The 20,715-nt window shown below is 69.1% G+C and carries 17 protein-coding genes; 12 read left to right on the top strand and 5 right to left on the bottom strand.

Annotation, left to right across the window (positions count from 1 at the left end):
* Positions 1 to 97 precede the first annotated feature (97 nt).
* Both AC36XV_RS03695 and AC36XV_RS03690 read right to left on the bottom strand, forming a co-directional pair.
* Positions 98 to 733, bottom strand: a complete 636-nt coding sequence (locus AC36XV_RS03695) for a hypothetical protein (RefSeq protein WP_492202324.1) — start codon at positions 731 to 733, stop codon at positions 98 to 100.
* Positions 734 to 751: 18 nt separating this feature from the next.
* The gene (locus AC36XV_RS03690; protein WP_492202323.1) at positions 752 to 1,228 is read right to left on the bottom strand and encodes a nucleoside deaminase; all 477 of its coding nucleotides are present in this window, start codon (positions 1,226 to 1,228) and stop codon (positions 752 to 754) included.
* Positions 1,229 to 1,440: 212 nt separating this feature from the next.
* On the opposite strand from AC36XV_RS03690, the gene AC36XV_RS03685 reads away from it, so the two are divergent.
* From AC36XV_RS03685 to thrC, 12 genes are read left to right on the top strand one after another with little or no spacing between them, the layout of a single operon-like run.
* Positions 1,441 to 3,654, top strand: coding sequence for a xanthine dehydrogenase family protein molybdopterin-binding subunit (locus tag AC36XV_RS03685; protein ID WP_492202322.1), 2,214 nt, complete (start codon positions 1,441 to 1,443; stop codon positions 3,652 to 3,654).
* Positions 3,651 to 4,139: a (2Fe-2S)-binding protein gene (locus AC36XV_RS03680; protein ID WP_492202321.1), complete on the top strand. Its 489-nt coding sequence runs from the start codon at positions 3,651 to 3,653 to the stop codon at positions 4,137 to 4,139. Before AC36XV_RS03685 ends, AC36XV_RS03680 begins: the two co-directional genes overlap by 4 nt.
* Complete coding sequence (locus tag AC36XV_RS03675; protein ID WP_492202320.1) at positions 4,136 to 4,966, top strand: FAD binding domain-containing protein; 831 nt, start codon at positions 4,136 to 4,138, stop codon at positions 4,964 to 4,966. Before AC36XV_RS03680 ends, AC36XV_RS03675 begins: the two co-directional genes overlap by 4 nt.
* A 13-nt stretch (positions 4,967 to 4,979) precedes the next feature.
* Positions 4,980 to 7,694: a selenium-dependent xanthine dehydrogenase gene (xdh, locus tag AC36XV_RS03670; RefSeq protein WP_492202319.1), complete on the top strand. Its 2,715-nt coding sequence runs from the start codon at positions 4,980 to 4,982 to the stop codon at positions 7,692 to 7,694.
* Positions 7,691 to 8,170, top strand: a complete 480-nt coding sequence (locus AC36XV_RS03665) for a DUF6174 domain-containing protein (protein WP_492202318.1) — start codon at positions 7,691 to 7,693, stop codon at positions 8,168 to 8,170. Before xdh ends, AC36XV_RS03665 begins: the two co-directional genes overlap by 4 nt.
* 10 nt (positions 8,171 to 8,180) lie before the next feature.
* A complete protein-coding gene (locus tag AC36XV_RS03660) occupies positions 8,181 to 10,283 on the top strand; it encodes a 4Fe-4S binding protein (RefSeq protein WP_492202317.1) in 2,103 nt (700 codons plus the stop codon).
* A 2-nt stretch (positions 10,284 to 10,285) separates the two neighbouring features.
* Complete coding sequence (allB, locus tag AC36XV_RS03655; protein ID WP_492202342.1) at positions 10,286 to 11,722, top strand: allantoinase AllB; 1,437 nt, start codon at positions 10,286 to 10,288, stop codon at positions 11,720 to 11,722.
* A gap of 13 nt (positions 11,723 to 11,735) precedes the next feature.
* On the top strand, positions 11,736 to 13,127 hold the full coding sequence (locus tag AC36XV_RS03650; RefSeq protein WP_492202316.1) for an amidohydrolase family protein: 1,392 nt from the start codon (positions 11,736 to 11,738) through the stop codon (positions 13,125 to 13,127).
* Positions 13,124 to 14,614: a pyridoxal-phosphate dependent enzyme gene (locus AC36XV_RS03645; protein ID WP_492202315.1), complete on the top strand. Its 1,491-nt coding sequence runs from the start codon at positions 13,124 to 13,126 to the stop codon at positions 14,612 to 14,614. The genes AC36XV_RS03650 and AC36XV_RS03645 overlap by 4 nt, the downstream gene beginning before the upstream one ends.
* Positions 14,611 to 15,837 carry a YgeY family selenium metabolism-linked hydrolase gene (locus AC36XV_RS03640; protein WP_492202314.1) on the top strand — a complete coding sequence of 409 codons (1,227 nt, stop codon included), beginning with the start codon at positions 14,611 to 14,613 and terminating at the stop codon, positions 15,835 to 15,837. The genes AC36XV_RS03645 and AC36XV_RS03640 overlap by 4 nt, the downstream gene beginning before the upstream one ends.
* 3 nt (positions 15,838 to 15,840) lie before the next feature.
* Complete coding sequence (locus AC36XV_RS03635; RefSeq protein WP_492202313.1) at positions 15,841 to 16,830, top strand: ornithine carbamoyltransferase; 990 nt, start codon at positions 15,841 to 15,843, stop codon at positions 16,828 to 16,830.
* 29 nt (positions 16,831 to 16,859) lie between these two features.
* Positions 16,860 to 18,116 (top strand): threonine synthase, encoded by a 1,257-nt coding sequence (gene thrC, locus AC36XV_RS03630; RefSeq protein WP_492202312.1) that lies wholly within the window; start codon positions 16,860 to 16,862, stop codon positions 18,114 to 18,116.
* Between the two features lie 21 nt (positions 18,117 to 18,137).
* Here thrC and AC36XV_RS03625 read toward each other — a convergent pair whose 3' ends face one another.
* From AC36XV_RS03625 to aroF, 3 genes are read right to left on the bottom strand one after another with little or no spacing between them, the layout of a single operon-like run.
* Positions 18,138 to 18,761 carry a porin family protein gene (locus AC36XV_RS03625; RefSeq protein ID WP_492202311.1) on the bottom strand — a complete coding sequence of 208 codons (624 nt, stop codon included), beginning with the start codon at positions 18,759 to 18,761 and terminating at the stop codon, positions 18,138 to 18,140.
* A gap of 23 nt (positions 18,762 to 18,784) precedes the next feature.
* Positions 18,785 to 19,801 (bottom strand): Ig-like domain-containing protein, encoded by a 1,017-nt coding sequence (locus AC36XV_RS03620; protein WP_492202310.1) that lies wholly within the window; start codon positions 19,799 to 19,801, stop codon positions 18,785 to 18,787.
* The gene (gene aroF / locus AC36XV_RS03615) at positions 19,798 to 20,685 is read right to left on the bottom strand and encodes a 3-deoxy-7-phosphoheptulonate synthase (RefSeq protein WP_492202309.1); all 888 of its coding nucleotides are present in this window, start codon (positions 20,683 to 20,685) and stop codon (positions 19,798 to 19,800) included. Before aroF ends, AC36XV_RS03620 begins: the two co-directional genes overlap by 4 nt.
* Between the last annotated feature and the right edge of the window lie 30 nt (positions 20,686 to 20,715).

Raw genomic sequence — 20,715 nt, 5'->3', positions numbered from 1 at the left:
TCGTACATGTCCGGTCCAAGATGCGCCGGGCGTCCTCCGTTGGCAAAGCGCGCCGGGGCCGGCCGCTCGGGCCCAGACCCGGCGCCCCGCGGACGGATCAGCCGAGGTGCAGCGGATACCTCAGCATGGCGATCACGCCCCCGAGGAAGAGGGCGCCACCCATCACCAGAATGCCGGCCCGCACCCTCCGGTCGCCGAACTTCTGCTCGATGCCTCCGAAGAAGAGCACGGAGGCGAACACGACCGTGAGGAGTACGAAGCGATCCCCGTTCTCATCCGCCTCCCGCGCTTCCGCCCACTTCCGCTCCGATTCCGCCGTGGCCCTCGCCACGATCGAGTCCTCGGGAACCTGATACTCGGGCATGGCGAACGGATGAGGCGGCGCCTCGGGGTCGTTGCGGGGATCGGTCGCCAGCCACGCATCCACGGCCGTCTTCAGGTTGGGCGGGAAGCGCTCGGCGTAGAAGTCCGTGAGAAGATCGTTTCCGGTCGCCAGACCGTCGATCCACTCCATGAACACGGACACGTCCAGGTTCCTCCTCTGCTGGGCGAGGGCCGCGTGAAGATCCGCTTCCCGGCCGGCGCGCTGGGACTCGCCGAGCAGGAACGCCTGCTCGCCCCCCCACTCGGCCGACTGGTAGGCGCACCAGGCCGTCGCGACCGTGGCCACCGACATCAGCGTCGCGGAGACGATCTCCAGCACGCTCTCCCACCCCTGATTCGCGCGTTTCATCGCTCCCCTGACCGTCCCTCAGTACTCGATTCGATCGTCCTTCGCCGCCCAGCGGTCGAACGGTTCTCGGGCCCCGGCGACGGGTTGGTGAATCACCGGGTAGCGTCGCTGTCCGGCGGGCAGGCGGAAGTCATCGTAGATGTGGCTGTCGTCGAAACCGGCCGCCCGGGCCGCTTCGCGTCCGTTGGCGTAGTAGACGGCCTTCGGTCGCGCCCAGTAGACGGCGCCCAGGCACATCGGGCAGGGCTCGCTGCTCGTGTAGATCTCGCAGTCCCGCAGCTGGAAGGTCCCCAGTGCGCGGCAGGCGACCCGGATGGCCTCGATCTCGGCGTGCGCCGTCGGATCGTTGCTCGCCGTCACCCGGTTCCCCGCTCGCGCAATGATCTCGCCGTCACGCACGACGATGGCCCCGAACGGTCCTCCGCCCCGATCCACGCTATCCGACGCCACCCGGATCGCCTCCCGGAGGTAATACTCGCGATCCGCCTCGCTCATCCGCTCCTCCTGCCCAGGGTCCGGCCCGTGCCCGCCGGAGCAGCGCACGACACGGCTCGACCGCCGCCACAAAGCTAGGCCGCCGGTGTACACCGATCCAGTCGGCCGGGTCGGCCTGGCGGATTGTTGCTCAGCGGCCTTGCAGCGCACACACTTAACATGCTCGCCGCGCGGCGGTGCCGCGCCTACGCAACCCGGACAGGCGGACGGACGTGAGACGCGTCGAAGGCCTCTCCAAGCTCACCGGTCGGGAACGATACGTCGACGACCTGCCCGCCGACGGTGCTCTGTGGGGGGCCACGGTGCGGAGCCCCGTCCCCCGCGGCCGCATCCGCGAGATCCGCTTCGACGACTCGGTGGACTGGTCCGGGTTCACGATCGTGGATCATCGCGACATTCCGGGCTCCAATTCGATCTTCCTCATCGAGGAGGACCAGCCGGTCCTGGCCGAAGACCGGGTCCGACACATCCACGAGCCCGTCCTGCTCCTCGCCCACCCGTCCCGCTCCGCCGTGCGAAGGGCCGTCTCGGCCGTCCGGCTCCGAATCGACGAAGAGCCCCCCGCGCTGGATTTTCGGCGCCCGCCCGAGCCCGATCAGGTCCAGTACGGGGACGACAACGTCCTGAAGCGACTCCGGATCGACAAGGGAAATGTCGACGAGGCGCTCGCATCGTCACCCTTCGTGGTCGAGGGAACGTACGAGACCGGAGCCCAGGAGCACCTGTACCTCGAGACGCAGGGCATGCTGGCATGGGAGGACGGGGGCGTGATCACGGTCGTCGGGTCGATGCAGTGCCCCTATTACATCGTGGATGCCTTCGAGCACGCGCTCGGACGGGCCGCGGAGTCGGTACGGATCATCCAGGCGCCGACCGGCGGCGGCTTCGGCGGCAAGGAGGAATTTCCCTCCGGAATCGCGCTGCACGCGGCGCTGCTGGCCCTGAAGGCGGGCCGCCCGGTGAAGCTGATCTACGACCGCGCGGAGGACATGGCGGTCACCACGAAGCGCCACCCCTCGCGGGTCACGCACCGAACGGGCGTGGACGGAGACGGCCGGCTGCTGGCGCAGCAGATCGAGGTCGTGCTCGACGGAGGCGCCTACGTGACGCTCTCCCCCGTGGTGCTCAGCCGCTCGATCATTCACGCCGCGGGGCCGTACGCCTGCGAACACGTGAGGATCGATGGCCGTGCGGTGTTCACGAATACCCCTCCGTTCGGGGCGTTTCGTGGCTTCGGTGCGCCGCAGAGCCAGTTCGCCTGCGAGCGGCACATGGACCGCATCGCCGCGACGCTCGGGCTCGATCCGGTGGAGATCCGACGGATCAATCTGCTCCGCGAGGGCGACCGGACCGCGACGGGACAGGTGATCGAGGACGGGGCGGATCGGATCGAAGTGCTGGACCGGGCGCTGGACGTCTCCGGGTTTCACGAGCGACGGAGCGCTCACGACGCCTTCAACGCCGCGAGCGAGACGACCCGGCGCGGCATCGGGCTCTCGACCTTCTTCCACGGCGCCGGCTTCACGGGGTCGGGAGAGGTATTTCTCGACTCCGAGGTCCACGTGGCCGGATTGCCGGACGGGCGCGTGGAGGCCCGCACGGCGAACGTCGAGATGGGCCAGGGCACCCTGACCGTGTTCACCCAGCTGGTCCGCGATCGTCTCGGAGTGTCCGAAGAGGCGATCGTCATCGCCCCGGCCGACACCTCGATCGTGCCGAACAGCGGTCCTACGGTCGCCTCGCGAACCGTCATGGTGGTCGGCGGTCTGTTGGAGGAGGCGTGTGACGACCTGAAGCGGAAGCTCGCGGCCGGGCGGGAACGGGACGTGATGGACGTCCCCCGGGCGATCCGCTCGTGGCACGAGACGAATCCGGACGCGACGCTGCTCGGAAAGGCGCGATACCAGCCGCCGGCGCACATTCACTGGGACGACGAGACGTACCGGGGTGACGCCTACGGAGCGTACGCGTGGGGCAGCTACGTGGCCGACGTGGAGGTCGATCTTCGGACGCTCGCGGTGAGGGTGCGGGACTTCGTGGCCGTCCAGGAGGTGGGTCGGGTGCTCAACGAGACCCTGGCGCGGGGACAGATACAGGGCGGGGTGGTACAGGCCCTGGGCTGGGCGCTGCTCGAGGACTGCGTGTGGCGAGACGGGGCGATGGAAAACGGGCAGCTGACCAACTATATCATCCCCACCTCCGCGGACGTCCCACCGATCCGTGTGGAGTTCCTGGAAGCGCCGTATCCGCATGGCGCAGGAGGCGCCAAGGGGATCGGAGAGTTGCCGTTCGACGGCGTCGCCCCGGCGATCGCGAACGCGGTCGCGGTGGCGCTCGGGGTGGATCCTGAGGCCATTCCGCTCACTCCGGAACGGTTGCTGGCGCTGGCCTGTGGATCTTCGCCGACCGGGGAGACCGTTCCGTGAACGAATCGCCTTGCATGGAGGTGCGGCTCCGGTTGAACGGAGACGTCGTGACCCTCCGGGTGCGGCCGGAGGATCGGCTTCTCGATGCCATCCGCACCGCGGCGGGTCTCACGGGCACGAAAGAGGGTTGCGGCGAAGGCGAGTGCGGTGCGTGCACCGTGCTGATGGACGGAATCCCTGTGAACTCGTGTCTGGTCCCCGCCTGGCAGGCGATGGATCATCACGTGGAGACCGTCGAGGCGGTGCCCGAGACGGCGCTCGAGCCCCTTCTCGCGAGCGGCGCCACCCAATGTGGCGCGTGCACACCCGGTGTGGTCATGACGGCCTGGTGGATCGTGCGCAATCCCGGGCTGCTGCGCACCCACACGGCTCGGGAGTTGATGGCTGGAAACCTCTGCCGATGCACCGGCTACGACGGGATCATCGAGGGCGTCGAGACATGGGTGGCGGCGGACCCGGACGAGAGCGCGGGAGACGGGGAATGAAGGTCTACCGACCGGAGACGCTCGACGAGGCCCTGGAGACGCGGGCGAAGCACCCGGAAGCCGTGCCGATCGCGGGAGGCACCGACCTTTGCGTCCACTGGCCGCAGCGCACGCTTACGGAGGACCGGGACTGGCTGGACCTGTCGGCGGTCACCGAGCTCCGCGCCCGGCAGTGGACGGAGGATGAGCTCGCGCTCGGGGCGGGCAGCACCTACTGGGAAGTGATCGGCGATCCGGAGATCGCGGCCGCCTTCCCGCTCCTGGTCCGGGCCGCCCGGCTGGTGGGAGCCGTCCAGGTCCAGGCCCGGGGCACCTGGGGCGGCAACGTGGTCAACGCGTCGCCCGCCGCCGACGGGGTCCCGGTCCTGATGGCGTACGACGCCTCGGTGGAAGTGCGCTCGCTCGAGCGGTCGAGCCGCATACCGCTCGACGAGTTCTACGTCGGTTACAAGAAGATGCGCCTGGCCGAGGACGAGCTGCTCACCACGATCCACCTGCCCCGGCGGAGTTACGACTTCGAGTGGTTCGAGAAGGTGGGGTCCCGGTCCGCTCAGGCGATCACCAAGGTGGGCGTCGCCGTCACACGCCGAGAGGGCGAGTGGCGGGTGGTCGCGAACAGCGTGGCGCCGACCGTGGTCCGGTGCCGAGCCGTCGAGGCGCTGCTCGCCGAGGAGAGGCCGATCTCGCGTCCGGCGGATCTGGCCCCGGCGATCACCGCCGACGTGTCGCCGATCGACGACGTACGATCCACGGCGTGGTATCGTTCCGAAGTCCTCTCCCGCATCCTCTACTGGCGGCTGCGGGACGAGTGCCCCTTCTTCACCTGAGCCGGTGGAATTCATGCCCGCAGTCCACTTTTCGCTGAACGGAGTGCCCCGGCAGGTCGAGTTCGTTCCCGGGTCCACCCTCCTCGAGGTGCTGCGGGAGGAGTGCGGCATCACCTCGCCGAAGGACGGCTGCGCACCGCAGGGAGCCTGCGGCTGCTGCACGATCCTCGTCGATGGCAGGGCCGTGTTGAGCTGTCTTCGAAAGCCGGGCTCGGTCGAGGGTCGCGAGGTCACCACCCTGGAGGGAATTCCCGAGGACAGGCGTCGCCTGCTCGCCGAGGCTTTCGTGCGCGAAGGCGGGCTGCAGTGCGGGTACTGCACGCCCGGGATCGCGGCCCGGGTCGTATCGCTCCTCGATCGGAAGCCGGACGTGGACGAGGCCGAGATCCGCAAGGCCCTGTCGGGTCACCTCTGCCGTTGCACGGGATACCAGAGAATCGTCGACGCGGTGCGGACGGCCTCGGAGGCGTGGGAATCGGGAGCGCTCCCTTCGAATTCGTCTCCCCGCCGATCGGACCTCTTCGGGGGCGCCCGCGGGCTCGGCCGGACGTCGCCGGAGACCGCCCGCGGAGTGGGCGCGAGCGATCCACGGTATCGGGGCGAGGAGCACACGCTCGGCTGCAAGCCGTACATCGCCGACATGCGGCTCGAGGGAATGTTGCACGGGGCCGTGGCCCTGAGCCCGCACCCCCGGGCGCGCGTACTCGAACTCGACGTCCAGCCCGCGCTGGACATGCCCGGCGTGGTCCGTGTGCTGACCGCCGCGGACGTGCCCGGGGAGCGTCACGTCGGGCTCATCCGCCCGGACTGGCCGGTGTTCGTGGCGGAAGGCGAGGTCACCCGATACGTCGGCGACGTGCTGGCCCTCGTCGTCGCGGACACCCGCCGTCACGCGCTCGCCGCAGCCGAGCGGCTCGAAGCGGCGACCCGCTACGAGGTGCTGGACCCGGTGACCGACCCGGAGCGTGCGATCGAGCCCGGGGCGCCTGCAGTACACGAAGGAGGGAACCTGCTGGAGGTGTGCTCCTTCTCCCGGGGAGACGTCGAGGGCGCGCTCGCCGCCTCGGCCCACGTGGTGGAACGCACCTTCGTGACGCAGCGCATCGAGCACGCCTTCCTCGAGCCCGAGGCCTGCCTGGCGGTCCCCGAGGCCGCGAACAGTCCCAGCGGACCGGGGGCGCCCGCCGAGCTCAAGGTGTACACGCAGGGCCAGGGCGTTCACGATGACCAGGCACAGATCGCCTCGGTCCTCGGATTCTCCCGGGAGCGGGTCGAGGTCGAGCTGGTCAGCAACGGTGGGGCGTTCGGCGGAAAGGAGGACCTCTCCATCCAGGCGCAGACGGCGCTCGCTGCCCACCTCACGGCCCGGCCCGTCCATACGGTGCTCACGCGGGAGCAATCGATGCGGATGCACCCGAAGCGCCACCCGATCACCCTCACCTATCAGGTCGGAGCGGACCCGGAAGGCCGGCTCACCGCCGTCCGAGCACGCATCATCGGAGACACCGGAGCGTACGCGTCCGTGGGCATGAAGGTGATGGAGCGCGCGGCGGGGCACTCCTGCGGTCCGTATCGGGTGCCGGCGGTGGACGTCGAAGCGAAGACCGTCTACACGAACAACCCGCCCTGCGGGGCCATGCGCGGGTTCGGAGCCAACCAGGCGTCCTTCGCCATCGAGGGGATCATGGACCTCCTGGCGGAAGAGGCCGGACTGGATGGATACGACATCCGGGAGCGCAACCTCCTGGGGCCCGGGGACCGCTTCGCAACCGGTCAGGTGATGGACGGAAGCTGCGGGATCCGGCAGACCCTCGAGGCGGTGCGATCCGCGTACAAGGAGGCCCGTTACGCGGGCATCGGCTGCGGCATCAAGAACACGGGGATCGGCAACGGCCAGGACGACTCCGGCCGGGTCCTCCTGCGGGTGAAGGCCGACGGCCGGCTGGAGATCCTCACGGGCTACACCGAGATGGGCCAGGGTCTGTTCACGGTGCTCCGGCAGGTGATCGAAGGGGAGACCGGAGTGCCGGCGCACCTCGTGGACGTGCGTACGGCGAGCGACCCGAGGGTGGTGTGCGGAATGACGACGGCTTCCCGCGCCACCGCCCTTCTTACGGCCGCCAGCCGGCTGGCAGCCGAGAAGCTGAAGGTCGACCTGGACGGCGGCGGAGACGTCGAGACCCGCCTGAGGGAACTCACCGGCCGCGAGTACCCGGGCGAGTACGTGTGCGACTTCACGACGAAGCCGGGAGCCGCGGTGGCCGACCCGGTCACGCACATGACGTTCAGCTACGCCACCCAGGTGGTGATCCTGGACGATGAGGGGCGTCTCGAGCGAGTCGTGGCGGCCCACGACGTCGGCCGGGCCATCAACCCGGTGCTGTGTGCCGGACAGATCGAGGGCGCCGTACACATGGGGCTGGGATACGCGCTCTCGGAGGACTTTCCCTGCTCGGACGGCGTGCCGGACTCGCTGCTGCTCCGGGACCTCGGCATCTTGAAGGCGAAGGACACGCCCGAGATCGAGGTCATCCTGGTCGAGGTGCCCGATGCCGTGGGGGGGTACGGATCGAAGGGGGTAGGCGAGATCGGCCTGGTTCCGACGGCCGGTGCGGTGGCGGGGGCGCTTCACGCCTACGACGGGAAGCGCCGATTCCGCCTTCCGATGACGGACGTCCCGGCGGCTCGCCCGTCCGTCCCGAAATCCAGGAGGGAGGTCCCGTCGTGATCCACCGTAGCGGCGTTCGCCGAGTCGCGGCCGCGGCGACGCTCGGTCTCACCCTCCTGGTCGCGGGGTGCGGCGATGACCCGGTCAGCCCGGAGGCGGCCACGCTGGGCGCCGCGCGTGCGCGGTGGGAATCCGCGGGGATCGCGCGGTACGAGTACCGCTATCGCCTCTCCTGCTTCTGCCCGCCCCAGGTGCTGGAAACGGCGCGTGTCCGGGTGGAAGACGGGCAGGTCACCGACGTGTTTCTGCTGGATTCGGATGCGCCGGCCGAGCCGGATACGTGGGACCTGTACGCGACGGTGGACGAGCTCCTCGATCGCCTCGCCAACGACCTCTCACAGGGCCCCGCCCGGTTCGAAGCGACCTACGATCCGGCGCTCGGTTACCCGACCTCGGCCGTGGTGGACATCTCGGAGCAGATCGCCGACGAGGAGTACTCGTTCACCGCTTCCGACCTGACGCCCCTGGACCCGTGAGCCCGGTCTGATGGCGCACCTGTCCCCGATCCCCTTCGCCGACCTGGCACGGCGGATGATGCGCGAGGCGGAAACCGCCGGGGCCGTCTTCGATCTGCCATACCGGAAGTGGTGGGTTCCGGACCCGGACTTCGATCTCTCCGCCGTCCATTTCTCCCGCCGGGCCTCGACGCCCGTGGGGCCCGCCGCCGGGCCCCACACGCAGATGGCGCAGAACATCGTCCTCGCGTGGCTGGCGGGGAGCCGCATCCTCGAGCTCAAGACGGTGCAGGTGAACGACCGGCTGGACATCCCCCGGCCCTGCATCCACGTGCCCAACATCGGGTACAACGTCGAATGGTCGCAGGAGCTCAGGGTAGGCGAGTCGCTCCTGGAGTACGCCAAGGCCGCCTACCTGATCGAGATTCTCAAGGCCACCCGCGCGTTCGGCCGGCTTCCCGGTCCCCACGGTCTGGACACGGTGTTCGACATCAGCGTCGGATACGATCTCGAGGGCATTCGCAGCGCTCGAGTGACCGGGTTCCTGCGGAGCATGAAGGAACCGGATTCGGTGTACGACGAGCTCCGGGCGGAGCTGACCGGAGAGCTGGAGGCCTACCGGGAGCTGTCGCCCCCCCGCCCCCTTTCGGACTGCGTCACCCTCTCCACCTTCCACGGCTGCCCGGCGGACCAGATCGAGTCGATCGCCCGATACCTCCTCGAGGAGATGGGCTTTCACGTGATCATCAAGCTCAACCCGACGCTGCTCGGCTACGACGAGGTGAAGCGGCTCCTGCACGACCGGCTCGGCTACCACCACCTGGATCTGAGGCGGGAGGCCTTCGACGCGGATCTCCAGTACGAGGATGGCCTCGAGATCATGCGCCGCCTGCGGCGCGTCGCCGTGGCACGCGGCTCGATGATCGGGGCGAAGTTCACCAACACCCTCGTGGTTCGGAACGATCCCGGCCTGTTCCCCACTCAGGCGGACCCGTGGATGTATGTGTCGGGCCCGCCCCTGCATGTCCTGGCGATGAACCTCATGCAGAAGTTCCGGGAGGACCTCGAGTTCGAGTTCCCGGTGTCGTTCTCCGCCGGAATCGACGTGAAGAACTTCCCCTCGGCCGTCGCCTGCGGAATGGTACCGGTGACCACCTGCACGGACCTGCTCAAGCAGGGCGGCTTCGGCCGGCTCCCGGGATACCTGAGGGGTCTCACGCGAGAGCTGCGGCGGGCGGGGGTGTGCTCCCGCGAGGCCTACGTCCTGGCGGTGGACGGCCACGCGGCCGAGGCGATCTCGGAGACGCTGGCCGATGTTCCCGCATCGGAGCTCGAGGGCCTCGGCGAGATGGCCACGTCGTCCCCGGATGCGCTCCCGGAGGCCCTGCGCGAGCGGGCCGCTGCCGCGGGGCTGGACCCGGACGAGGTCGTTCTCGAGGCGACGCGCCGGGCCGGCCGGCTCAACGGCTCGGACCGGGTGCCAGCGCTCGAAAACGATCGGCGTTACCACGCCGAGGCCAACTCCCGGGCGCCGCGCCGCATCGACAGCGAGCTCGACCTGTACGACTGCATCAATTGCGATCTCTGCATCTCGGCCTGTCCGAACGACGCCATCTTCGCGTACGCCGTTCCGCCGCGATCGGTGGAGACCCATCGGATCGGACAGGAGTCCGGAGCGCTGTCGCTGAAGCCGGGCATGGGCTTCTCGGTCACCGAGGAGCACCAGCTGGCCGTGTACGCGGGCGCGTGCAACGAATGCTCGAATTGCGAAGTGTACTGTCCCGAGCACGGCGCACCCTTTCGGGTCAAGGAGCGGCTGTTCGCCACGGAGGACGCGTTCGCGGCGTCGCGGGAGGACGGCTTCCTGGGCACGGAGACGGGGTTGAAGGCCCGGTTCGGCGGTCGGACCCTGACCCTCGGGGTCGATGAAGCCTCGAACTGGGCATACGTCGAGACGGACGATGTGAGGCTGGAGCTCTCGTGGGAACCGCTGGAGGTCCTCGGCGGCTCGGTGGAGGCCGGGGCCGAGCCCCTGGACACGGCGCGGCTGTGGCGCATGCGAACGGCGTGGGAGTCCATCTACCGATCGTCCGAGCCCAATCCGGTGAATCCGGCTGGTCGGGAGGCCCCGTGAGCATGAGAACCCGGCTGGTGAACCTTCGCGTCCCGACCTTCTGCGCACCCGGCGGCCCGCACCCGGGAGAGGACACGGTCGCGGCGGACATCGTGATGGCGGGCGGGACGATCGCCGCCGTCACCCGGCCGTCCGAGAGACCGACGGAATCCGAGGAGAAGTGGATCGACCTGGAAGGCAGGCTGGTGCTTCCGGGAGCGATCGACGGTCACGTTCACTTCGACGACCCCGGCTTCACACACCGCGAGACGTTCGAGACGGGAAGCCGCGCCGCCGCCGCGGGAGGCGTGACCTGCGTGGCGGACATGCCCTGTACCTCTCTCCCGCCGGTCACCTCCCGGGCCCATCTCGAAGCGAAGCTGTCGGTGATCGAACCGAAGGCCCACGTGGACTACGTGCTGTGGGGCGGGGTGTCGGCCAATGCCATGGAGGAACCCGACTGGATCGGGAATCTCGAAGACATCGTGGCCGAGGGAGTGGGGGCGATCAAGGTCTACCTGCTCAGCGGAATGGAGACGTTCCGGGACCTCGATGCGCCGGCGCTGGAGCGCGTGCTCCACGAGACCGGGCGCCTCGGAATCCCGGTCGGGGTCCACGCCGAGGATCGCGATCTCGTGAGGAAGCTCACCCAACGGCTGATGGCGGAGGGCCGGGATGGCCCGTTGGACTATGCCGCTTCGCGCCCCGCGGAGGGCGAAGTCGCCGCGGTGAGGACCCTGAAGGAGGCGTGCCGCCGATCCGGGGCACGGGTGCACGTCGTCCACGTCGGATGCGGGCGGGCTCTCGACCTCATCGCGGAGGCACGGCGGCAGGGGCTCCCCATGTCCGGAGAGACCTGCCCGCATTTCCTGGAGTTCACCGAAGACGACCTGGCCCGGCAGGGAGCGCTCCTCAAGACGGCCCCGGTGGTGAAATCCGAAGCCGATCGCCACCGTCTCTGGGAGGGAGTCGCCCACGGCGACATCCAGCACGTCGCCACGGACCATGCCGCCGGCCAGTGGCCGTCGGAGAAGCACACCGGGTCGATATGGACCGACTACGGCGGAGTGCCCGGCGTGGAGCACCTGCTCCCGTACCTGTACTCCGAGGGATATCGGACGGGCCGCATCTCCTTGCAGAGGCTGGTCGAGCTCCTGTGCGAGGCGCCGGCCGACTTCTTCGGGGTGGCCGGTCGGAAGGGACGGATCGCTCCCGGCTTCGATGCGGATCTGGCCGTCCTCGATGAGGAGAGCGCGTGGACGGTAGAGGCCGAGGACATGCACAGTCTCAACCGCTACACACCGCTCGAGGGCAAGCGTCTGGTCGGCCGGGTGATGTCCACCTGGGTGCGGGGGCAGCGCGTGTTCCACCGCCACGGGGAGTCACGGGCGACCTTCGGCGATGCCGGCTTCGGACGGCGCGTGAGGCGCGCCTCGTGGCTCGAAGCGGCACCCGCATGATGGGGAGGACGCTGTGAGCCGAACGACGATTCTCGGAAACGGTCACGTGATCACCGGTTGGGCCGATCCGAGCGTGCTCCCGGGCGGCGCCGTGGCCTGGGAAGAGGATCGAATCGTGGCCGTGGGCCGGGAAGACGAGCTGCGCAGGGCCTTTCCCGATGCCCATTACCTCGACGCCGACGATGGCCTCATCCTGCCGGGCCTGGTGAACCTCCACCATCACTTCTATTCGGCCCTCGCACGCGGCCTCGATCCCGGCATGGCGATGCCGGACTTCCCGACGATCCTCGACCGTCTGTGGTGGAGGCTCGACCGCGCCCTGGACCCGGACACGGTCCGGGTGTCGGCCCGGCTCGCGGCCGCCGAGTGCGTGCGCTGGGGGGTCACGACCGTGTTCGATCATCACGCGTCTCCGAGCTGCATCGAGGGAAGCCTCGATCGGATCGCCGGGGCGCTGGAGGAAGCCGGTCTGAGCGGCGTGCTCTGCTACGAGGTGACGGACCGGAACGGCCGGGAGGGTGCGGAGCGCGGAATCGAAGAGAACCTGCGCTTTCTCTCCCGGAGACGTGGGGATTCCCGGATCCGGGGCGTGTTCGGCCTGCACGCGAGCTTCACCCTGTCCGATGCGACCCTGGACGAGGTGGCCCGTCGGTTGCCGCCGGACGCGGGCGTACACGTCCACGTGGCCGAGCACCCGGTGGATGAACGGTTCTCGCGGGAGCGATTCGGCGTCACGCCGATCGAGCGGCTCGAGCAGCGGGGACTGCTCGGAGACCGGGCGCTCCTCGCTCACGGAATCCACCTGGAGGACCGTGACTACCGGGCGGTGGCCGGAGCGGGCGCGACGATCGTTCACAATCCGGAATCCAACGCCAACAACGGAGTCGGAAGACTGGATCTTGCACGCGTGGCGGATCTCGGGTGCTCCGTCGGTCTCGGCACGGATGGCATGTCCTCCTCCATCCTGTCGGCCGTCCGCTTTGCGGTCCTGGGCCTCCGGGGCGGCGCGAAAGACCCGACGCTCGGACTGGATTCGGTCGGCGATCTCCTCTCCACCAACGCGCGGGTGGCGGGCCGCTTTCTGAACGAACCGCTGCTGGGAACGCTCGCGCCGGGAGCGCCTGCCGATGTGATCGCCCTGGCCTGCCCCACCCCGACCCCGGTGGAGCGAACCAACTGGCCCGGTCACGTGGTCTATGGCGCCACGACGGCGCCGGTGCGACATACCGTGGCTCGAGGCCGGGTGCTGCTCGACGGGGGCAGACACGCCACTCCGGACCCGGCCGCAATTGGACAGGAAGCGCGCAAACTCGCTCCCGGGCTGTGGGAGCGTTTCCGGGCGCTCGCCGGAGACACGCCATACCTGGGCCCATCCGACCGGGCCGAAGAGGAGCGCATCCCATGAAGATCGTGGACGGGGCGGCCCGAGAGCGGGCGGTGGAGCGCTGCCGGGAGCGGGGCGTTCGCATTCCGACCCTGGCCGAGCAGCGGGCCCCTTCGACCGTCGAGCCCGCCATCGTGCAGGCGCTGGCCGACATCGACATGCAGGCGGCACACCCCCTCAACCTGTTCCGGATCACGTGGCACAACGATCCGGGCACCGGGCGGTTCGGGCCCGTGAACGCGCTGGAGATTCCGTCCGCGCTGTCCGGTGTGTCCGCCCGCATCATCGGCCTCGTGGGCGAGCGCTTCCCCACCGGCGCCCACAAGGTCGGGGCGGCGTTCGGCTGCCTGGTGCCGCGCCTGATCACGGGCGCCTTCGACCCGACCGTCCACCAGGCGGTGTGGCCATCGACGGGCAACTACTGCCGGGGCGGAGTGTTCGACAGCGCACTGCTCGGCTGCCGGGCCGTCGCCATTCTGCCGGAGGAGATGAGTCGAGAGCGCTTCGAGTGGCTGGAAGCCATGGGAGCCGAGATCATTGCGACCCCCGGGTGCGAGAGCAACGTCAAGGAGATCTTCGACGCGTGCTGGGAACTCCGGAAGAGCCGCCCCGAGGTCGTCGTCTTCAACCAGTTCGACGAGTTCGGGAACTACCTGTGGCACTACGGCGTCACGGGACCGGCGGTGGAAGCCGCCTTCGAAGAACGAGCCGGACCCGGCGACGGGCTCGCCGGCTGGGTCAGCGCCACGGGCTCCGCCGGCACGCTGGGTGCGGGAGACTACCTGAAGCCACGCCACCCGGGCTCCCGGATCGTCGCGGCGGAAGCGCTGCAGTGCCCGACGCTTCTCCACACCGGATTCGGAGGCCACCGGATCGAGGGCATCGGCGACAAGCACGTCCCGTGGATCCACAACGCCCGCGAGACGGACCTGGTGACCGCGGTGGACGACGAGGATGCCCTCAGGATCTTCCGCCTGTTCAACGAGGCGGCCGGCCAGGACTACCTGGTCTCGCGCGGCGTGCCCGAAGGGTCGGTCGGCGAACTGCCCCTGCTCGGTATCTCGTCGATCGCGAACCTCCTCGCCGCGATCAAGACGGCCCGCTGGTACGAGCTGGGCAGCCGCGACGTGCTGTTCACCTCGTTCACCGACTCGGCGGCGCTGTACCGGACCCGGCTGGACGAGCTGAGGACCGAGAGGGGCGAGTACGGAGCGGTCGAGGCCGCCGCGGATTACGAACGGTGCCTGCTGGGCGCGTCCACGGACCACGTTCGGGAGCTCACCTACCCGGATCGCAAGGCGATCCACAACCTGAAGTACTTCACCTGGGTGGAGCAGCAGGGGCGCTCGGTGGAGGAGCTGAACGCTCTCTGGAGCCCCTCGTTCTGGACCGATCTGCAGGACACCCTGCCCGGGTGGGACGAGGCGATCACGCAGTTCAACGAGGACGTCGGGGTCGAGTGGTCGGCGAGCGACACGACCCCGTCGCCGGTGCGAGGAGAGAGATGACCCGTTTGAGTGACCGGGGCCGGTCGGCGCTCGAGGCGGCGGCCGCGAGACAGGAAGAGATCGTCCGCTTCCTGCGCGAGATGATCGCGATCCCTGCCGAGAGCGGCCAGGAAGGCGAGCGGTGCGCGCGCGTGCTGGAGGAGTACGAGCGGCTCGGCTTCGAGGAGGCGCGCTTCGACCGCCTGGGCAACGTGATCGCCCGTGTGGGCAGCGGCCCGCTCACGATCCTGATGGACGGACACATCGACTGCGTCGGCGTCGGCGATCCGGACGCGTGGAGGCACGACCCGTACGACGGCAAAATCGAAGATGGGAAAGTGTGGGGACGCGGCGCCGTGGACGAGCTTCCCGCGGTGGCCTGCATGGCGCACGCCATGAGCATGGCGCGGGCGCGAGGGTTCCCGGACGAGGTGACCGTGTACCTGAGCGCGTCCGTGATGGAGGAGGCTTGCGATGGGTACTGCCTTCTCCACCTGATCGAGAACGAGGGCATCCGGCCCGATCTCGTCATCATCGGGGAACCCACGAATCTCGGCGTGTACCGTGGCCAGCGCGGCCGGGTGGAGGCCCGGATCTCCGCCCGGGGCGTGTCTTCCCACGCCGCTCACCCCGACGAGGGCGTGAACGCGCTCTACAAGCTGGCCCCGGTGCTGCGTGACATCGAGGCGCTGAACGAACGGCTGCCCTCCGACGAGTTCCTCGGCCGGGGCACGGTCGTCGCCTCCTACCTGGAATGTGATTCGGCCTCCCTGAACGCCGTGCCCGCCGCCGCACGCCTGTACGTGGACCGTCGCCTGACGGCGGGAGAGACTCCGGACGAGGCGCTCGCCCAGCTGCGTGCCCTGCCCGGCCTCGGGGACTCGACGGTCGAGCTGCTCGTATACGACGAGACGAGCTGGCGCGGCGAGCGCGCCCGCCAGGAGAAGATCTTTCCCGCCTGGGTGCTTCCCGAGGCGCACCCGCTCGTCACGGGGCTCACGGCCGCGGTGGCGGAGGTGACCGGTGCGCTTCCCCGAGTGTCCCGGTGGGGGTTCTCGACCAACGGTGTGGCGACCATGGGCCGGCACGGCATCCCGTCGGCCGGCTTCGCGCCGGGGCTCGAGGAGCTGGCGCACACCACGAACGAGCAGGTGGCCGTGAGCGACCTCCTGACCGCCACCGCGGCGTACAGCCTGATGCCGGAGATCCTGGCGCCGCTGTTCCCCGACATCAGCGGAGGGTGAACGGTGCTTGACGAGATCGAATCGGCCGGCCTGAGGGGCCGGGACTTCCTGTCTACGCAGGACTGGACCGTCGAGGAGCTCGAAACGCTCTTCCGCCTCGCCGAACGGCTCAAGGCGGACCGAAAGGCGGGGACTCCGACCAGGGTGCTCGAGGACAAGACGCTCTACATGATCTTCTTCGACTCTTCCACCCGCACCCGGAACTCCTTCGAAACCGGCATCACCCAGCTGGGGGGACACGGCGTTTACCTGTCTCCGGACCGGATGCAGATCAGCCACGGCGAGAACGCCAGGGACACGGCCAACGTCCTGTCCAGATACGGCGAGGCGATCGCCATCCGCCACTGCGCCTACGGCGAGGGCAACGCCTACCTGCGCGAGGTCGCGGAGCACGCCTCGGTTCCGGTCCTGAGCATGCAGTGCGACATCTATCACCCGTGCCAGATCCTCGCCGATTACCTGACGATCCGGGAGAAGCTGGGTGATACGAAGGGCTTGAAGCTGGGCGTGGCGTGGACGAGCGCTCCCAACTACGTGCGTCCGATCTCGGTTCCACAGAGCCTGATCCTGATGATGCCGAGGTTCGGGATCGATGTGACGCTCGCGTACCCGCCCGAGTTCAGGCTCCAGCCCGAGATCGAAGAACAGGCGCGACGCAATGCGGCCGAGTCGGGCGCGCGGTTCGAGATCTCCCACCGGTTCGAGGACGCGTTCGAAGATGCCGACGCGGTCATTCCCAAGTCGTGGGGACCGCTGGTACACACCCGGGACGCCGCCGAAGGGACCCGCCTCATCGAAACCTATCCGACGTGGCGTTGTGACGAGGACACGATGGCTCTCGGCAAGGACCACGTGCTCTACATGCACCCGCTGCCGGCGGATCGCGGCCGCGAGGTCACGGACGAGGTGATCGATGGGCCGCGCTCGGTCGTGTACGATCAGGCCGAGAACCGTCTGCACGTGCAGAAGGCGCTCATGGCGCTCGTCATGTGACCGGACCTCGAGAGCGTGGAGGGGCCGAGTTGAGCCGCTACTGGCTGACGTGCACGGAGTGCGGGCTCCACCTGGAAGAGCGCCCGGCGCTTCTGGTATGCCCGACGTGCTCGGACCTCCAGGTGCCGGGCGGATCGACGCGCGGAGTGCTGGAAGTCCGCGTGCCGGAAGCACCGCGTGAGTGGCCGGAGCTCCATCCGGCCGATCCGCGCTTCCTGGCTCGCTTCCTTCCGGTTCGGAGTTCCGAGAACTTCCCGCCCTTCCCGGCGGGAGGCACGCCTCTGATCCCCGCGCCCCATCTGGCGGAGCGCCTCGGTCTCGAGAGCTTGTGGATCAAGGATGACACGAGGAATCCGAGCGGCTCGACCAAGGATCGGGCATCGCTCCTCGTCGCCGCCAAGGCCCGGGAATTCGGCTTCGACACCGTGGCGACCGCGTCCACCGGCAACGCGGGAACCGCCCTGGCCGCGGCGGGGGCCGCGTCGGGCCTGCGGACAGTCATCTTCGTGCCGGCGGACGCCCCGGAGGCCAAGCTCGTCCAGATGCTGTCGTACGGGGCGCGCGTGCTGCCGGTAGACTGCGGATACGACGCGGCGTTCGAGCTCTGCCTCGACGCGTGCCGCGAGTTCGGGTGGTACAACCGCAACACGGCCCTCAACCCCTACACGATCGAGGGAAAGAAGACGGCCGCCCTCGAGATCGCCCGGTCGATGAATCCATCCCTGCCGGATGTCATCGTGGTGCCCGTGGGCGACGGTGTGATCCTGGCCGGGGTGGCGAAGGGACTCGCCGACGTCCGAGACGCAGGCCTTTCGAAAGGTCGGACGCGGCTCGTAGGCGTGCAGCCCGCCGGGGCCGACTCCATCGCCCGGGCATGGAGGGAGGGAGCCGAGGACGTCCGGCCGGTGCACGGAGCCGCCAGCGTGGCCGACAGCCTCGTGGTGGAGACGCCGCGAAACGCGAGATTGTGTCTCCGTCGGATCCGGGAGTCGGACGGAGGCGTCGTCACGGCGACGGACGACGAGATCGTGGCAGCGATCGCGGAGCTGGCCTCGACGACGGGCGTGTTCGCCGAACCGGCAGCCGCCGCCGGACTGGCCGGTCTCCGCCGTGCCCTGGCCGACGGCCTGGTGAGAGCGGGGGAATCGGTCGTGCTTCTCGTCACCGGGTCGGGACTGAAGGATATCCCTGCGGCAGCGGGCGCCGTCCGTCGGCCCGATCCCGTGCGCCCGACCCTGGACGCGGTGATCCGGCGCCTGGAAGACACTGGATGCTCGAACCCATGAGCCCCACCGACACCGCAGGTCTCAGGTAGGCTTCACCAGGCGGATCAGGAAGTACCAGGCCCGGGTCCGCACATCCGCATCCGAGACCACCTCGTTCAGGCCCCAGGTGTACCGGGCCTCGAACACGATCATCTCGCCGTCATCCAACGTGTAGGACAGGCCGCCCCCTGCCGGGAGCCCCCACTCCATCTTCGGTCCACCGAGGGGAGTGTCCTTGCAGGACCGCTTCTCCCCGCCCGCCAGCGCCGCCTTGCACGACACGTTGAACGCCGCCGCGATGCCCCCGTACGCGATCAGCTCCCACGGACGACCGAGCGGAAGCGTCAGTTCGATGAGGAACGGCAGCTCGACGTAGTTGACGTCCAGCTCGAGAGGTTGCGAGTCGAGCAGGCTGGCTCCGAAGAGGCCCTTCCCGCCCTTCTGTTCGTAGTTGACGCCGAGACTGAGAGCGATGAAATCCGCCACCTGCGTCTCGCCGTACGCACCACCGTAGAAGCCCCACCGGGAATCGCCGCGCGTCACGATGTCGTCGCCGTAGAGAGCGGACAGCGACGCTCCGAGCGTGAGTCCCGCCCGATCCTGCGCGACGAGAGGCCCGGCCATCGCCAGGCAGAAAACCGCCGCAAGCCCGAGCCGCAGAGCCACTCGAAGGGGTCCGGAACGGCCGGTTACTCGCATGTCACACCAAACGTCGTGGTGACGGTGTCGCCGGCGGCCACGGTGACCGAGCGAGGGTTCTCGCCGCCGACCACGCAGTTGGGCGCGACCTCGCGGAGTCGCACCGCGTGGGCGGTCGCGCTGAGGGCCGGGAAGGTGACCCGGTCCTCGGGCCCGATCGCCGACGACCGGGTCCCATCGACCGTTACCACGTAGGCATGGTCCGGATCGTTGCCCGAGGTGCTCGTCTCGATCGTGAGGGCGCCCACCTCGCGCCCGACCACGGAGAGCTTCCCGGTCGGGGAAATCGGCTGATCGCTGAGGGGATCCTCGTACTCGAACACGCCCTCGACCCTGGGGACGAAGCGGTAGCGCTGGCTGTTATCGAGGGTGGGGCTGAAGAACTCGAACCCTCCCGCCGGAACGGAGGTCGACTGAACCGCATGCTGGAGCACGTCCCGGTTCACCCACTCCACGGTGTCCCCGATCACCACCTCGAGGCTGTCGCCACCGAGAGGGACCGCGAAGCGGTTGATCAGGATGTCGATCAGATAGACCGTGGTTCGAAGGTCGAACCGCACGGTGTCCGCACCGCCCGCGACCGCGGCGGTCACTTCGAGATCACCGAGCAGCGGTCCCGACGTGACGGTGATCGAAGCCTCACCGTCTTCGTTCGTGACGGAGCCGGCCGCCGACAGGGTCGCCACTCCGCGGGTGATCGACCAGTCGATCGCCAGGCCCGGCACGGGCTGGACGTCAGGATTCGCTTGAATTCCGTCCGTGACTCCGAGGTCGGCGGTCGCCAGGACCACGAGCGGAAGGTCGAATGCCTCCGAGGTGCGGCCGTTCTGCTGATCACCGGTGCTGATCTCGAGCATGGCCAGCTCGGCCTCCGGGGTGGATCCGCCCCCGGCCACCCCATACACGGGATCTCCGTCGTCACAGGCGCCGAAGAAGACCAGCGTCGCCAGAGCGCCGGTGAACGTCAGGGTCCACGCGGTCCGGCTCGCGGACGACGGTGGATTCACCCCCGCAACTCCGCGGCTGCCGTTGGCCGAGTCCGCAGCGGGGGCACCGTCCACCCGGAAGCCAGAGCGACGATTCGCCTCAGCGTGTCCTCCGGAACTCCCTGCTGGGGATCGCAACGCAGCTCTTCGCGCTCCGTTCCGGGGGCGAGCACTTCGACCAGCAGACCGTGCGCTCCCGCCTCGAGAGCCGCGCGGCTGACGTCCTCCACGCGCCTCCAGTCGCCGGTGGCGTGCGATGGATCCCCGAGGACGGGAAGCGGCGTGTTCTGGCGCAACGGCGCGATCACGTCGAGGTCGAACTCGGACCTTGCCCGATCCCACGACCAGTCGCGCCTCACTCCGCGCTCACAAAGGACGATGTCGAGATTCCCCTCCCTCGCCACGTACTCCGCCGAACACAGCCACTCCTCCAGCGTGGCGGAGAAACCACGCTTCAGCAGCACCGGCACGCGCGCCCGGCCAACCTCGGCGAGCAGGGGAAAGTTCTGCATCGATCGCGATCCGATCTGCAGCATGTCCGCCGTACGGGCCACTTCCTCGACCATGCGGGGATCCTGCACTTCCGTCACGATTCCGAGTCCGGTCTCGCTGCGCACCTCCGCGAGGATCTCCAGTCCCCGGGCGCCGAGACCCTGGAACGAGTAGGGACTGGTGCGGGGTTTGAACGCTCCCCCCCGGAGGAGGCGGCCACCGGCCGCCGCCACCGCGCGCGCGGCGCTGAGCGTCTGCTCGTAGGACTCGACCGCGCACGGACCCGCGATGACGACGGGTCGCTCCGCTCCAATGGCCACGCCGGCCACCCGGACCGTGTGCGTGCTCGATGGATCCGCGTATTCCGACCAGTTGGACCGGTGAATCGTCAATTCAGACAGGAGGCCGTTCATTCCCTTCCTGGTGTATCCGTTCGATGCTTC

The sequence above is a fragment of the Candidatus Benthicola sp. genome (assembly GCF_058719085.1).
This window is presented reverse-complemented; position numbering and strand designations above follow the sequence as displayed.

Excerpts from the sequence above, each read along its gene's own strand:
- AC36XV_RS03640 (WP_492202314.1), top strand. The coding sequence starts at position 14,611 with ATGACCCGTTTGAGTGACCGGGGCCGGTCGGCGCTCGAGGCGGCGGCC.
- AC36XV_RS03675 (WP_492202320.1), top strand. The coding sequence starts at position 4,136 with ATGAAGGTCTACCGACCGGAGACGCTCGACGAGGCCCTGGAGACGCGG.
- allB (WP_492202342.1), top strand. The coding sequence starts at position 10,286 with ATGAGAACCCGGCTGGTGAACCTTCGCGTCCCGACCTTCTGCGCACCC.
- AC36XV_RS03660 (WP_492202317.1), top strand. The coding sequence starts at position 8,181 with ATGGCGCACCTGTCCCCGATCCCCTTCGCCGACCTGGCACGGCGGATG.
- AC36XV_RS03695 (WP_492202324.1), bottom strand. The coding sequence starts at position 733 with ATGAAACGCGCGAATCAGGGGTGGGAGAGCGTGCTGGAGATCGTCTCC.
- AC36XV_RS03690 (WP_492202323.1), bottom strand. The coding sequence starts at position 1,228 with ATGAGCGAGGCGGATCGCGAGTATTACCTCCGGGAGGCGATCCGGGTG.
- AC36XV_RS03645 (WP_492202315.1), top strand. The coding sequence starts at position 13,124 with ATGAAGATCGTGGACGGGGCGGCCCGAGAGCGGGCGGTGGAGCGCTGC.
- xdh (WP_492202319.1), top strand. The coding sequence starts at position 4,980 with ATGCCCGCAGTCCACTTTTCGCTGAACGGAGTGCCCCGGCAGGTCGAG.
- aroF (WP_492202309.1), bottom strand. The coding sequence starts at position 20,685 with ATGAACGGCCTCCTGTCTGAATTGACGATTCACCGGTCCAACTGGTCG.